Consider the following 12,637-nt stretch of genomic DNA (forward strand, 5'->3'; position numbering starts at 1 on the left):
TACACCCACCTCCCGCAGCGCATCACCGGCGACGCCGGCCCGGACCGCATCACCGGGGCGTGGGACGCCCGCGAACAGGAAGCCATGGCCGACCGGGTCGAAGCCCAGGTGGAGCGCTTCGCCCCGGGCTTTCGCGCACTGATCGGCGCCCGCCGGATCCTGGCCCCCACCACCCTGCAGTCCATGAACGAGAACCTGCACAACGGCGCCATCAACAACGGCACCACCGCCCTCCACCAACAGGCGGTCTTCCGCCCCACCCCGGGCACCGGCCGCCCGGAGACCGCCGTCAAGGGCCTCTACCTCGCCTCCGCGGCCGCCCACCCGGGCGGAGGCGTCCACGGCGCTCCCGGCGCGAACGCCGCCCGCGCCGCCCTGCGCTCCCACGGGCTCCATGGCCTCCTCCACCGCGCCCAGCGCGTATGAACGACCACCACCGGCCGGGATGCCGCCCCGGTTGCGGCAGCGCGGCCCGGGGTAGGCGCGGAGCAACGATCAGCCTGGCCCGGTGGAGACCTCGCCGTACCCGGTGGCCACGCTCCGTGGCGCGTGGCGGGTACGGACGGTCCCGCTGGGCCATGCGCGGCACCCGTCGCGCGCTTGGCGGCCGTACCGCGTTTGCGAGGGGTGCGGCCGTGACGGGCTCCCATGAACGGCGGATGCGCCATGGGCCTCAAAGACTTTGCCGTCGGCGTCACCGAGCAGCCTCAGCGGGCCGTCGTGTCCGTGAGCGGCGACCTCGACTACGAGACCTGCTCCCGGCTGGCTCGTGTCCTGGACGGGATCGTACTGACCGAACGGATCCTGGTCCTCGACCTCGCCCACGTCACGTTCATCGGCACCTGCGCCCTCCATGTGCTGCTCGCGCTGCGCGCCCGCGCCATCGACGAGGAATGGACGCTGCACCTCGCCGGCGCCCCCGACCAGGCGCAACATGTCTTCGACCTCACCGCCACCAGGCGCCTGTTCACCTTCATCCCCGCCCCCGCACCGGCCGTGCCGTGAACGCCCTCGTGCTCCCGCGGACCGATTGGCGGCACCGGCCAGGGGTAGGCGGGGCTCGGGCACTGCGCGGCGGCCCACGCCGTGGCGGCCCCGAGAGGACGGTGTGCGGGATGACCGATCAGGCAGACGCGGGACACCAGGAACAGCTCCTGTCCGGACTCCGGGTGGATGCGAGCCGTCCCGAACAGCCCGTGCTGCTCGACGGCGCCGGACTGCCGATCCGCACGTGGCGCGAGAACCACCCGTACGAGCGCAAGCTCCGGCGCGCGGAGTACGAGCGTGCCAAGCGGATCCTGCAGATCGAGATGCTCAAGCTGCAGAAGTGGGTGAAGGAGACCGGCGCCCGGGTCGTGGTGGTGTGCGAGGGCCGGGACGCCGCGGGCAAGGGCGGCACCATCCAGCGGTTCACCGAGCGCCTCAACCCGCGCGGGGCCCGGGTCGTGGCCCTGGACAAACCCACCGAGCGCGAAGCGGGCCAGTGGTACTTCCAGCGCTACGTCGGCCACCTCCCGGCCGCCGGGGAGATCGTGTTCTTCGACCGGTCCTGGTACAACCGCGCGGGCGTGGAGAAGGTCATGGGGTTCTGCACGGACGAGGAGTACCGGCTGTTCCTGGCCCAATGCCCCTCCTTCGAGACGATGCTCGCCGAGGACGGAATCCACCTGGTCAAGTTCTGGTTCTCCGTCTCGCGCGCGGAGCAGCGCACCCGCTTCGCCATCCGTCGCGTCGATCCGGTCCGCCAGTGGAAGCTCTCGCCCACCGACCTCGCCTCCCTCGACCTCTGGGACGACTACACGGCGGCCAAGATAGCCATGTTCCGTGCCACCGACACCGACGACGCCCCCTGGACCGTGGTCAAGAGCAACGACAAGCGCCGGGCACGGCTCCAGGCCATGCGGCATCTGCTCTGGCGGCTGGACTACACGAACAAGGACCCGGACGCCGTCGGGATCCCCGATTCCCTCATCGTCGGTGCCGCCGACACCCTCCTGGAAGCCGGCGAAGAGACCGCGGACCTTTCCCCGACCCCGCTCACCACCCGGCTGTCCGGCCCCGGCGAGCACCCCTGAGGAGTCCTCGGCGGCCGGTTCAGGCGTGGCTGAGGTTCTGCCGGCCGGTGCGCAGATCGGCCAGGAGGCGCGCGGCGTCCGTCAGCAGGGTCCCCTGGAGGGTCGGGGCCGCCGACCGGGCTTCCGGATGGCTCTGGGAGTCCCTGTGGACCTCGTCGAGCTGGGCCGAGGCTTCCTCGATGGTGCGGTTCAGGCGGCTGTCGTCGGAGCGGGGGGTGCGTCCCATCTCGTCCATCGCCTCGGCCGACGTCCTGAGCACGGTGGCGAGGCCGGTGCGGAAGGCCGGTGGCAGGTCCTCGATCTCCCGGCTGTCGACGGCGTGGTCCAGCGTGCGGGTGATGGAGCGCAGGTGGTCCAGAGAGCGCTGGGCGATCGTGACCGAGGCACGGGTCCGGGGCAGGGCCCCGGCGGCGCCCTCGAAGCTGCGCCGGGGGTTGAGGAGGCCGTTCTCCTCCTCCGTCTCGATGCTGCGGTGAAGGTCCTCGCAGTCGCGGGAGAGGCGGCGCCAGTCATGCCGCCACTGCCGCACCCGGTCGGCGTCGGGAGCCGTCGCCTCGAAGGTGTCGGCCAGGCCGGTCATCCGTTCGCTCAGCTCCGCGTACAGATCGGTGACGGCCGTCTGCCGGTGGCGGGCGTGGCGGGCGGGGGCGAGGACGAGGTGGGCGGTGAGCCCGCAGACCGCGCCGATCGCCACCGACGCGGCGAGGTGGCCGATGTAGTCGATCCGGCCCTGCCCGGAGGAGAAGGCGAAGAATCCCACGATGGCGACCTGGGCGCCCTGCTGGCCCAGCCGTCGCGCGCGGCCGAGGCCGAGGGCGACCAGGGTGAGGAGACCGAAGGTCCAGCCGTGGATGCCTGCGGTGGCCGCCAGGGCGGCGGCGAGCGCGGCGCCCACCGCCATGGCCAGGGCGTACTGGGCGCAGTCGCGCAGCGAGCGGTACACGGTCGCCTGCAAGGCCACCATGGCGGTGTACGGCGCGAACGTGGCCACGGCGGGCGGCAGGAAATGCCGGGCGGCCGTCCAGGCCACCATGGCCGCCACGACGGTCTTCGCCCCCAGGAGCAGGGTGTCCCGCTCACTGCCCGGCGTCCGTACGGCACGCCACGCGAACCCGGCGGCCCGCGCGGCCGCCGCCTTCGCCCGTTCCGGAATTCCTCCCGGTGCGCTGAGCCGCATCGGCACGACGCCTCACCTCCCCGGGGTCCGTCTGCCCCTGCGGCGCTCACGCACGCGCGGGACCTGTTGTGACGTGGTCGGAGGCCGGCGTCGGTGTGGTCCGCCACCGGTTGCCGGTCATGAAGCGGGCGGGAGCGGGCAGGCGCGATGCTGCGGGGAAGGTCCCCCGCGGCGAGGCCGGCTCCGGATGCGGATGCCGGATGCCGGAAACAGAAGGGATCGGCTCGTGTCGAAGGTAGAAGAGTCCGTCGAGGTCGATGTTCCCGTACGCACCGCCTACAACCAGTGGACCCAGTTCGACTCGTTCCCCCACTTCATGGACGGTGTGGAGCGCATCGACCAGCGCACCGACACCATGACGCACTGGGTGACGAAGGTCGCCGGTGTGGAGCGGGAGTTCGAGGCGGAGATCACCGAGCAGATCCCCGACGAGCGGGTCGCCTGGACGACGTTGGCCGGCGAGGTGAAGCAGGCCGGAGTGGTCACCTTCCACCGCCTCGACGACACCAGGTGCAAGGTGATGCTCCAGCTCGACTACGACCCGGAGGGCTTCGCCGAGAACGTCGGCGACAAGCTGGGCTTCGTCAAGCGGAAGGTCTCGGGCGATCTCAAGCGGTTCAAGGAGTACATCGAGGACCGCGGCCGGGAGACCGGCTCCTGGCGCGGCGCCGTCTGATCCGCCTGCGCCGGTCGGGCCGTACCGGTACACCGTCCGCCTACAGTGGAAGGTCACCCGGGAGCATCGCGCACCGGTCCGCCCCCTCACGGCAAACCCGCCGGGGGCCCAGACACCGCAGGAGCCGCTCATGGGCGCCCAGCCCCAACGGGGCCGACCGGATCACGGTCACGCGGACGCCCTGTTCGGGCTCGAGGACCTCGACACGGGGTGGGAGAGGCACGCGCCGGCGATGCTCGGTCCGCTGTTCCGGGATTCCCCGGCCGCCCGCCGACTGCTGTCCGTACGGGAGATCCGCGCCGAGCCCGCCGCCGCGGCCTCCCCGCGCGGCAGGCAGATCCTTGCCCGCTTCCCGGACGCGGAGGTCGTCCCCGTGGATTCGCACTGGGGCATCCCGGACCTGCACGGCAACGCGGGGAACGTCGACCGCTGGGTGCGGATCAAGAGCGAGGTCCTGGTCCTGGGGGAGAAGAAGACGCTCACCACCCGGCCCAACGGACGCTCCGCGGACTGGATCGCGCCCGGCCCCGCCAACGGCTGCGCCATGGCCTGCGCCTACTGCTACGTACCGCGCCGCAAGGGGTACGCCAACCCGATCACGGTCTTCACCAACATCGAGCGCATCATCGCCCACCTCTCCCGGCACCTCGCGCGCCTCGGCCCCAAGACGGAGGCCAACCAGTGCGACGCCACAGCGTGGGTCTACGACATCGGCGAGAACAGCGACTGCTCCGTAGACGCCCTGATCAGCGAGAACGTCGGCGACATGATCCGAGCCTTTGCCCGGTGGCCTACGGCCAAGGCCTCTTTCGCCACCAAATTCGTCAACCCGGACCTCCTCCTGCTGGAGCCGCGCGGCCGGACCCGCGTGCGGTTCTCCGTGATGCCGCCGGAGGACTCCAGACTGCTGGACATCCGCACCAGTCCGGTGGAGAGCCGGATCGCCGTTGCCGGCGACTTCCTGGAAGCGGGGTACGAGGTCCACTTCAACCTCTCGCCCGTCGTACTGCGCCCGGGCTGGGACAGGGACTGGGCTCTGCTCCTGCGGCAGCTGGACGACGTCCTGCCCGGCCCGGTCAAGGACCAGGCGGCGGCGGAGGTGATCATGCTGACGCACAACGAGGACCTGCATGACCTCAACCTCGGCTGGCACCCGCGGGCCGAGGACGTCCTGTGGCGGCCCGACCTCCAGCAGCCCAAGCGCTCCGAGAACGGCAGTTGGAACGTCCGGTACCGGAGTGGGGCCAAGGCCGCGGCCGTGGAGACGATGCGCACGCTCGTGGCCACCCACGCGCCGTGGCTGCGGATCCGGTACGCCTTCTGACGCCGATTCCCGCCGATTCCCGCCGAACCCTGTGGCCGGGCCCTGCCGGCGCGATCCCGGCCGCCCTCAGCGCTGTGCGGTGTCCATGTGCAGGCGGATGGTGGTGCCCTGCCGGCGGGTGGAGCGGATCTCGACGAGGTCGCAGAGCTGGTGCGCCAGCCACAGGCCACGGCCGCCGATCTGGGCCGGTTCGGGGCGGGTGCGGCCCAGCGTCACGTCGGGGATGTAGCCCGAGTCGCGCAGTTCGCAGAGGAAGGTCGAGTCCTGGGCCCAGGTGCGCAGGGTGCCGTGGCCTCCGCCGTGCCGGATGCTGTTCGTGGCGATTTCGGTGACCGCTACGGCGAGCTTCGGCAGCTGGGCGTCGGGAACGCCGGCTTCGGCGGCGCACTGGGAGACCCTCGAGCGGATCGTGGCCAGGTCGCCGTGCTTGTAGCTCAGCTCCTGGAACGCGTCGCCGGGCTCGGCCAGGGCGTCGAAAACGTACTCCTCGCCCGTGAGGTAGTCCTCGTTGGCCGTGTGCTGCCCGTCGCGGAGGATCTGCGGGTGGCAGCGGGACAGGGAACGCAGCGCGTCGTGGTCCTCGTCGGCCGCGTCGTAGGGGCACAGCATCGACCAGGCGGCGCTGTGCGCGAAGGCCCGGTTGAGCAGCCATTCGTGGTAGCGGAGCTCCGAGAGGTGCGCGGCGCTGCGCACCTGGCGCCACGCGGTTTCAGCGATGCCCCGTACGGGCCTGCCGCCTTCGCCGCTCTGGCTCATCCACTCCGACCAGGCGGCGATGTGCCGGCCGGGATTCGGGCCGGACGCCGTCGTGTCGACGAAGGTGACCGCGGGCTCGTCGGCGAGTTCGCCGCGCAGGAGCGAGGTCTTCTCCGAGGGCACGGCGACGACCACCGCCTCGTCGCCCTCCAGGGCCTCGTGGATGTAGCTCAGCGTCCCGGCCAGGAACTGGTCCTCCCCGCGATAGGAGTACAGCTCGTGACGGAATGCGGGCTCGCCGCCGGGGGGCCGCGTCGGCACGGTACTGGTCATGCCGCCATCACCACCGGCACGCTTTCGGTGGCGTAGCCGGCCAGGTCCCAGCACAGGCGCACGATCTCGTTGGCGCCTTCGACGATGATCCGGCGATCCGGCAGGTGACGGGCCGCGTCGATCAAGGCATGCATGCCGGCGGCGTCGATCATCTCCACGGCGTCGAACCTCAGCTTCACCGTGGAGGTGCGCCGGGTCGCGGCGCGTACCGCGGCGTTGAAGGCCATCGCGCCCTCCGAGTCGACCACTCCGTCCACGCTCCAGCTGTCGGTGCCCGTGCTGAACATCCGGAAAGCCGGACGCGCAGCGCGTGTGCCCATCTCCTGCGGATGCACACAGGCCACGTGCTCCAGGGTGGACGCTTCCCACTGTGCGGCGCTGAACGCGCACACCACGATCGCGCCGCTCTCCGAGGCGAACTCGTCGAGCTTCAGCTCCCGTGCCAGCAGTTCCTCGGCGTCACCGGGCGCCGTGACCGGAGTCCGCTCGGCAAGGACGCGCACCGACCGGAAGCCCTCGCGCACCGCTTCACGGGCCTCCCGGCGCACCGCGGCCAGCATGACGTCCGAATCCGCGCGGTCCGGAAGGTCGAGGATCACCGATGCGGCACGGACCCGGTCACGCCGGATCACCGCAGTACCGGGAGAACCGATGACCACGACCTTGTCTCCGTACAGAGCGCCATCGGCCACATAGGAACGGGCGGAGGCAACCGCGTCGGCCGGGTCCACGCGCCAGCAGACGTGGTCACCGAGCTCGACCTCGTCCAACGTCGCCAAAGCCCGCACCGATCTCACCCCGACCCCTTCCGAACGCCAACGTGACCTGCGGACACAGCCCGAACAGCACAATACTGGGCCCCGCCGGATACCCGTACAGCCGAACCGCCAACCGGCTCCCATGGCACCTACCCGCCACAGGGCACGCAAACGCCGACCGGCCAGGACGGAGGTCGTGGCCGTGTGGGCGAGGGCCTGGTCGATCAGCGTCCCTTGTCCTTCTTTCCCTTGCCCTTCCCGGTGGTCTCCTTCGTCTTCGCCGCTCCGGGAGCCTTCGGCGGGCTGTCAGTGACCGGCCGCGCGGCGGAAGACGGGGTGGTGGGCGCCCGGAGTCGCTGAGGAGTGGAGGCTGCTGCGGCCGCCGGCTGCGGGGTGGACGCCGCGGCATGGGGCGGCGATGGCGCGGGCACGGCCGGAAGGGACCGCGCCGGGGCTGCCTCCCCGGCGCTCGTCGATGCCGGGGGCCGCTCATGCGGGGGAGCGGTGACGGGTGGGTTCTCGCCCAGGGAGATGCCGCCCATGACCAGCGCGCAGCTGCCCGCGACGCTCGCCGCCGCCAGGCCCCACCGGAGCGGAAGGCGCCCGCGGGTGGCTCCCGGCCATGACAGCCCGGGCCTTCGCGCGGCGGCAGCAGCTTCGGCAGCGGCAGCGGCGGGAGGCAGGAACGGAGAGCGATGTGTGGGGGCGCCGTCGAGCACCGCGCCGGCCGGTTTGCGGGGGCGCGGCGCGTGCGCCATGTCGTGCAGGCACTGGTGGACGGCGGCGGCGTCGGGGCGTGCCGCAGGGGCCTGGTCGGTCATCCGTTCGAGCAGGCGGGCGAGCTCCTTGGGGAGCCCTTCGGGTATGTGGGGCCGGCGCAGGAGGTGGGCGGTGCCGATCTCCATCGGCGTTCCCTGGTACTCGCGCCGGCCGGTGAGGGCCTCCAGGAGGGTCACTCCCAGGGCGTAGATGTCGCTGGCCGTACTCGCGCCCTGGCCCAGGAACTGTTCCGGGGCCATGTAGGCGAGGGTCCCGATGAGGGTGTCGGGCGCGCTGTGGGAACGGTCGTGAACGGTGCGTGAGAGCCCGAAATCGGCCAGGTGGGGCGACCCCTCCTGGCTCAGGAGGATGTTGGAGGGCTTCACGTCGTGATGGATGACGCCGTGGGCGTGCACGTGGTCGAGGGCTGAGGAGATGTCGGCGCCGATCCGCAAGACCTGGACGCAGCCCAGGAGGCCCGCGTCCATTCGGGTGCGCAGGGTGACGCCGCGGATCAGCTCCATGACCATGAAGGCGCCCTGGTCGTGCCGGCCGGCGTCATGGACGGTGACGAGGGCGGGATGGGAAAGGCGGGCCAGTGTGCGGGCCTCGTCGCAGAAGCGGTCGGCAGTGACCGTGTCCGTGCCCGCGCGGAACACCTTGACGGCCACCTCGCGGCCCAGTACCTCGTCGACACCGCGGAACACGTCCGCCGTTCCGCCCGCGCCTATGGAGCCCTGGAGCCGGTAACGGCCGCCCAGGACGGTGTCGCGCAGAGGCGGTACTCCGTAATCCGGGACGGACCGGACAGACATGGGGTCCTCCTCCACTCGCGGGCAGTGGTCCGCGCTTACCCCTGGTACCTCGCGCCAAGCACCGGGCCCGGGCGCGCGGCGCCGACCCCGCCCCGCCCCGCCCCGGCCACGATCGGCGGGGACGGCAGGTCCTCCAGCCGGAGCGGCATCTGTGGTGAACATCGCCGTACGGGACCAGTGGGACCAGGCGATGCGACGGCTGGTGCCGGATCGTAGGCTGCGGCCATGAACGAGATCCAGACCCCGTCGCCCCGTGACGCCTTCGACCTGCTCATGGCGGGCAACCAGCGCTTCGTATCGGGCGCCTCCGAGCATCCGAACCAGGACGCCGTCCGCCGCGCCGAGACCGCACCGTCCCAGCAGCCCTTCGCCGTGCTGTTCGGGTGCTCCGACTCCCGGCTGGCCGCCGAGATCATCTTCGACCGCGGCTTGGGTGACCTGTTCGTGGTGCGCACCGCGGGGCACGTCGCCGGTGCCGAGGTACTCGGTTCCATCGAGTTCGGCGTGAGCGTCCTCGACGCGCCGCTCGTCGTCGTCCTCGGCCACGACTCGTGCGGCGCCGTCGCCGCGGCCTGCTCCGCCCTGGAGGACGGGCAGACGCCGGGCGGCTTCGTGCGGGACGTCGTCGAGAGGGTGACCCCGAGCGTGCTGGCGGCCCGCGCCGCCGGACGCGAGACGGCGGACGAGATACTCGCCGAGCACATCGAGAACACCGTGGACCTGCTGCTGGAACGCTCCCGCGTCCTGGCCGAGCGAGTGGCCTCCGGCCGCCTCGGCATGGTGGGGCTGTCCTACCGGCTGGCCGACGGCAGTGCACAGCTCGTCGCGTCCCGCGGCCTCGATACGGCGGTTCCGCTCGCGTCCTGACCGCCCCGGCGGCGGTTCCCGGCCGGAGGACGGCGCCCTGCCTCGCTGATGAGGCCGCAGTGGGGCAGGGCGCCGGCGCCGGTCACACGGTGGGCCGGGGCCCCGCGGCGCGGCGGAGCCGGTTGGCGATCGCCAGTCCCAGACCCTCATCCGCAGGCAAGGACGCGACGATGAGGTCGCAGCCCCGCTGGTCGAGTTCGCGCAGGAACCCGTACAACCCGCGGGCGTAGGCGGCCATCGAGGCGGGGACCGGCACCACGGCGTGGGCCTTCACCGGGGCGCCGGCGACGCGGGGAGGCAGGAGGAGGCCCACCCGGTGGCCCAGCTCCTGAGCGCGTTCCGCTTCGACGACGACCCGCTCCGGTTCGACGAGGACGACCCGCGCACGCGGTGCGTAATGGGACGGATGCTGGCCGGGTACCCGGACGTGGCTGGTCGAAGGCACCGCGAGGGGGCGGCCCAGCACCGTTTCGAGGTCCTCACGCGTCACTCCGCCGGGCCGCAGGATGGCCGGCGCATCACCCGTGGCGTCGACGATGGTCGACTCGACGCCGACTTCGCACGCTCCGCCGTCCAGCACGAAGTCGACGGCGTCACCGAGCTCCGCACGGACATGGTCCGCAGTCGTCGGGCTGACCGAGCCGAAGCGGTTGGCGGACGGGGCCGTGACACCGCCGCCGAAGGCCGCCAGCAGGGCGAGTGCGTCGGGGTGGCCGGGCACGCGCACGGCGACCGTTTCCAGGCCACCGGTGGCTTCGAGGGGTACGCGCGGACCGCGCCGAAGGACCAGCGTGAGGGGCCCCGGCCAGAAGTGTTCGGCCAGCAGGCGGGCCGCCCGGGGCACGTCCTTGACCCAGTCGTCCAGGTGCTCCGCGCCGGCGATGTGGACGATCAGCGGGTGGGAGGGCGGACGCCCCTTGACCTGGAAGGTGCGTGCGATGGCGGCGGGGTCCTCGGCGTTGGCGCCGAGACCGTAGACGGTCTCGGTCGGGAGGGCCACCAGGCCGCCGGCGCGCAGCACACCGGCCGCCTTTTCGATGTCTGTGGTTCTTGCCGTCACCCTTGTCATCCTAGAACCACGAAGGACCGGCAACGGTCGCCATCTCAGCGCCGGTCATGAGTCCCAGGCTCCGCTCCCAGGCTCCGCTCCCGGGTCGCACGCACGCCCGCACGCGATCCGGTCCCGCGTCCCCGGGTGCCCCCGCGCCCGGGCCGGACGGGCCCGAGCGCGGTCGGCGGCGTCACCACACTCCCTGAGTCGTGGCTCGTCCCGGGTCAGGGCTTGACGACGGCGGCCCATCCCACGGTGCAGGCCAGCGCGGGGGCGGTGCAGGAGGTCTCGTAGAGGTCGCCGGCGGTGGTGAGCACCTTGACGTAGACGCGTCCGCCGGCGAGCTTCACGGCGATGCTGCAGGCGTTGCGCGGATATCCGGGGGTGACGCCGCCGGTGAGGTCGCGCCAGATGGGCGCCCCGGTGAGCGAGGGCCGGTAGCCGACGAAGGCCCGGCCGCGGGTGATGGCGGCGCTGTACTCGCTGCCCACGGCGGCTCCCGCCACCACGTCGACGTCGATGCAGGGCCCGGCCGGTCCGGCCGGACCGGCAGGTCCCCGGTCTCCCTTCGGCCCCTTGGGGCCCTGGGGGCCGCGCGGTCCGGTGCAGCCCTTGGCGGGGAGCCGTTTGAGCGTCTTCGCCGACTTGCCCTTGGCTGTTCGGGCCCCCTGAGGCACGGAACGGGTGTCGGAGCAGTCGCCGTACCGGACCGCGCCCGTGCCCGCGTTCGCAGCCGGCGCGGCGACGGCCGGAGCGGCGATCAGGGCCAGGGAGAGCGTCATCGGCACGGTGAGAAGACCCGTCAGCCGCTTTCGTCGAACCGTCTTGAGCACTGCGTGCACTGCCATCACTCCTCGAGTCGAGACGTCGGACGAGGGGAGCATGACCCAGGCGGCGAAGGACGGACGCGCGACAGGCTGATGATCCGACAAACGTCAACGTGTCGGCTCAATGGCAGAAGGAGCGCCTTACGGCTTCCCGGGCCGCAGGCCCAGCATGTCGAGGAGCGAGGACAGCTCGCCGGGGCCGGCGGTATGGAGCGCGACGACCTCCTGGGCGCGTGCGTGAGGGTCGGTGGCGCCCGTGAAGGTGCCGCGGTGCCGGGGCTGGGGGACCGGGGCCGCCCCTGCGGACCCGCCCCGCCTGCCGGGGTGCGACCGGTGCCCGGAGGCGGACGCGCAGACGGCTGTGGTGCTTGAGGTACGGGTGTGGCGCAGCACGCGGCGCGATATGACGCCGAGGGCCTCCGTGAGGAGGCGGGGACCGGGCGCGGACGGTTGGACGCGGTGGCGTCGGCCTGTCATGTGGTGCTCCCTGTCGTTGCGTTCGGGTCCTGTCGGGCGGCAGCCGGATCCGGGCGGTCACTCCGGGTGCGGCGGCCGATCTGTGTCCATTCGCCGAACCACCAGGCGCCGGTGATCACCAGCCCCCACAGCAGCCCGCTGAGGAGGGCCCGCCCCCAGGACGCGCCCTCGCTCGCGCGCTCGACGCCGGTCAGGGCCGCCCAGCTGATGGCGAGTACGGCAGTGGTACGAACACGTCGGTGCTTGAACATGCGGCCCTCCTACCCCAGCCGTGGCGGCTAAACGGAAACGGGACCCGGCTGGTCGTCACGCCGCTGCCCGCGTCCCGGACCGGTACGCGCGTCCTCGATGACATGAGTGGGGCGGTACGGGACAGGCGGGAGGGCATGACACGCACATCGAAGCCGGGCCCGGCCGAGGACGACACGCACGGCGAGACCGGCACCGGGAGCACGGCGGGACCGGACCGGCAGGTGGAGGAGCGGGCGCCCGACCGGCCCACCGAGCTGCCGAAGCGGTCGTGGAAGGCGGTGCTGCGCGGCACCGTGAAGGAGTTCAAGGACGACGAACTCGCCGACCGGGCCGCGGCGCTCACCTACTACGGTGTCCTGGCGCTCTTCCCCGCCCTGCTGGTGCTCGTGTCGCTGCTGGGCATCGCCGGGGAGTCGGCGACGAAGCAGGTCCTGGACAACCTGCAGCAACTCGCCCCCGGTTCGGCGCGGGACGTGGTCAGCGACGCGGTGCACCAGCTCCAGGGCCACTCCGGGGTGGGCTCGCTCCTGGCGATCGTCGGCCTGGTCGT

The 12,637-nt window shown here is 72.2% G+C and carries 14 protein-coding genes and 1 pseudogene; 7 read left to right on the forward strand and 8 right to left on the reverse strand.

The window, feature by feature from the left end; all coding sequences use genetic code 11:
* The 3 genes and pseudogenes from ACWCP2_RS37490 to ppk2 form a co-directional block, all read left to right on the forward strand.
* Window positions 1–426, forward strand: a pseudogene (locus ACWCP2_RS37490) (NAD(P)/FAD-dependent oxidoreductase); the annotation flags it as partial.
* A 240-nt stretch (window positions 427–666) separates the two neighbouring features.
* On the forward strand, window positions 667–1,005 hold the full coding sequence (locus ACWCP2_RS37495; protein ID WP_450913011.1) for an STAS domain-containing protein: 339 nt from the start codon (window positions 667–669) through the stop codon (window positions 1,003–1,005).
* A 110-nt stretch (window positions 1,006–1,115) separates the two neighbouring features.
* Entirely contained in the window at window positions 1,116–2,075 is a 960-nt protein-coding gene (ppk2, locus tag ACWCP2_RS37500; protein ID WP_450913012.1) for a polyphosphate kinase 2, read from the forward strand.
* Window positions 2,076–2,094: 19 nt separating this feature from the next.
* Here ppk2 and ACWCP2_RS37505 read toward each other — a convergent pair whose 3' ends face one another.
* The gene (locus tag ACWCP2_RS37505) at window positions 2,095–3,252 is read right to left on the reverse strand and encodes an FUSC family protein (RefSeq protein ID WP_450913024.1); all 1,158 of its coding nucleotides are present in this window, start codon (window positions 3,250–3,252) and stop codon (window positions 2,095–2,097) included.
* 226 nt (window positions 3,253–3,478) lie between these two features.
* On the opposite strand from ACWCP2_RS37505, the gene ACWCP2_RS37510 reads away from it, so the two are divergent.
* The gene (locus ACWCP2_RS37510; RefSeq protein ID WP_450913013.1) at window positions 3,479–3,928 is read left to right on the forward strand and encodes an SRPBCC family protein; all 450 of its coding nucleotides are present in this window, start codon (window positions 3,479–3,481) and stop codon (window positions 3,926–3,928) included.
* A gap of 130 nt (window positions 3,929–4,058) precedes the next feature.
* Window positions 4,059–5,252 (forward strand): spore photoproduct lyase family protein, encoded by a 1,194-nt coding sequence (locus ACWCP2_RS37515; RefSeq protein ID WP_450913014.1) that lies wholly within the window; start codon window positions 4,059–4,061, stop codon window positions 5,250–5,252.
* A 66-nt stretch (window positions 5,253–5,318) separates the two neighbouring features.
* Here the strand turns inward: ACWCP2_RS37515 and ACWCP2_RS37520 are convergent, their stop codons facing one another.
* The 3 genes from ACWCP2_RS37520 to ACWCP2_RS37530 all read right to left on the reverse strand — a co-directional run bounded on the left by ACWCP2_RS37520 (window position 5,319) and on the right by ACWCP2_RS37530 (window position 8,613).
* The gene (locus ACWCP2_RS37520) at window positions 5,319–6,281 is read right to left on the reverse strand and encodes an anti-sigma factor RsbA family regulatory protein (RefSeq protein ID WP_450913015.1); all 963 of its coding nucleotides are present in this window, start codon (window positions 6,279–6,281) and stop codon (window positions 5,319–5,321) included.
* The gene (locus ACWCP2_RS37525) at window positions 6,278–7,078 is read right to left on the reverse strand and encodes an MEDS domain-containing protein (protein ID WP_450913016.1); all 801 of its coding nucleotides are present in this window, start codon (window positions 7,076–7,078) and stop codon (window positions 6,278–6,280) included. The genes ACWCP2_RS37520 and ACWCP2_RS37525 overlap by 4 nt, the downstream gene beginning before the upstream one ends.
* A 185-nt stretch (window positions 7,079–7,263) precedes the next feature.
* Window positions 7,264–8,613, reverse strand: a complete 1,350-nt coding sequence (locus ACWCP2_RS37530; protein ID WP_450913017.1) for a protein kinase domain-containing protein — start codon at window positions 8,611–8,613, stop codon at window positions 7,264–7,266.
* A 225-nt stretch (window positions 8,614–8,838) separates the two neighbouring features.
* On the opposite strand from ACWCP2_RS37530, the gene ACWCP2_RS37535 reads away from it, so the two are divergent.
* Window positions 8,839–9,480, forward strand: coding sequence for a carbonic anhydrase (locus tag ACWCP2_RS37535; protein ID WP_450913018.1), 642 nt, complete (start codon window positions 8,839–8,841; stop codon window positions 9,478–9,480).
* A gap of 82 nt (window positions 9,481–9,562) precedes the next feature.
* Here ACWCP2_RS37535 and ACWCP2_RS37540 read toward each other — a convergent pair whose 3' ends face one another.
* The 4 genes from ACWCP2_RS37540 to ACWCP2_RS37555 all read right to left on the reverse strand — a co-directional run bounded on the left by ACWCP2_RS37540 (window position 9,563) and on the right by ACWCP2_RS37555 (window position 12,086).
* A complete protein-coding gene (locus ACWCP2_RS37540; RefSeq protein ID WP_450913019.1) occupies window positions 9,563–10,549 on the reverse strand; it encodes an L-threonylcarbamoyladenylate synthase in 987 nt (328 codons plus the stop codon).
* Window positions 10,550–10,755: 206 nt separating this feature from the next.
* Window positions 10,756–11,379 (reverse strand): hypothetical protein, encoded by a 624-nt coding sequence (locus tag ACWCP2_RS37545; RefSeq protein WP_450913020.1) that lies wholly within the window; start codon window positions 11,377–11,379, stop codon window positions 10,756–10,758.
* A 120-nt stretch (window positions 11,380–11,499) separates the two neighbouring features.
* Window positions 11,500–11,835, reverse strand: coding sequence for a hypothetical protein (locus ACWCP2_RS37550; RefSeq protein WP_450913021.1), 336 nt, complete (start codon window positions 11,833–11,835; stop codon window positions 11,500–11,502).
* Entirely contained in the window at window positions 11,832–12,086 is a 255-nt protein-coding gene (locus ACWCP2_RS37555; protein WP_450913022.1) for a hypothetical protein, read from the reverse strand. Before ACWCP2_RS37555 ends, ACWCP2_RS37550 begins: the two co-directional genes overlap by 4 nt.
* Window positions 12,087–12,221: 135 nt before the next feature.
* Between ACWCP2_RS37555 and ACWCP2_RS37560 the strand changes: the two genes are divergently transcribed.
* The coding region (locus ACWCP2_RS37560) for a YihY/virulence factor BrkB family protein (protein ID WP_450913023.1) at window positions 12,222–12,637 on the forward strand (416 nt) is incomplete at its 3' end.

This window comes from Streptomyces sp. NPDC002104 (assembly GCF_053593795.1).

Coding starts and splice junctions, on each gene's coding strand:
- ACWCP2_RS37495 (WP_450913011.1), top strand. CDS start 667: ATGGGCCTCAAAGACTTTGCCGTCGGCGTCACCGAGCAGCCTCAGCGG.
- ppk2 (WP_450913012.1), top strand. CDS start 1,116: ATGACCGATCAGGCAGACGCGGGACACCAGGAACAGCTCCTGTCCGGA.
- ACWCP2_RS37505 (WP_450913024.1), bottom strand. CDS start 3,252: ATGCGGCTCAGCGCACCGGGAGGAATTCCGGAACGGGCGAAGGCGGCG.
- ACWCP2_RS37515 (WP_450913014.1), top strand. CDS start 4,059: ATGGGCGCCCAGCCCCAACGGGGCCGACCGGATCACGGTCACGCGGAC.
- ACWCP2_RS37520 (WP_450913015.1), bottom strand. CDS start 6,281: ATGACCAGTACCGTGCCGACGCGGCCCCCCGGCGGCGAGCCCGCATTC.
- ACWCP2_RS37530 (WP_450913017.1), bottom strand. CDS start 8,613: ATGTCTGTCCGGTCCGTCCCGGATTACGGAGTACCGCCTCTGCGCGAC.
- ACWCP2_RS37535 (WP_450913018.1), top strand. CDS start 8,839: ATGAACGAGATCCAGACCCCGTCGCCCCGTGACGCCTTCGACCTGCTC.
- ACWCP2_RS37540 (WP_450913019.1), bottom strand. CDS start 10,549: ATGACAAGGGTGACGGCAAGAACCACAGACATCGAAAAGGCGGCCGGT.
- ACWCP2_RS37545 (WP_450913020.1), bottom strand. CDS start 11,379: ATGGCAGTGCACGCAGTGCTCAAGACGGTTCGACGAAAGCGGCTGACG.
- ACWCP2_RS37550 (WP_450913021.1), bottom strand. CDS start 11,835: ATGACAGGCCGACGCCACCGCGTCCAACCGTCCGCGCCCGGTCCCCGC.
- ACWCP2_RS37555 (WP_450913022.1), bottom strand. CDS start 12,086: ATGTTCAAGCACCGACGTGTTCGTACCACTGCCGTACTCGCCATCAGC.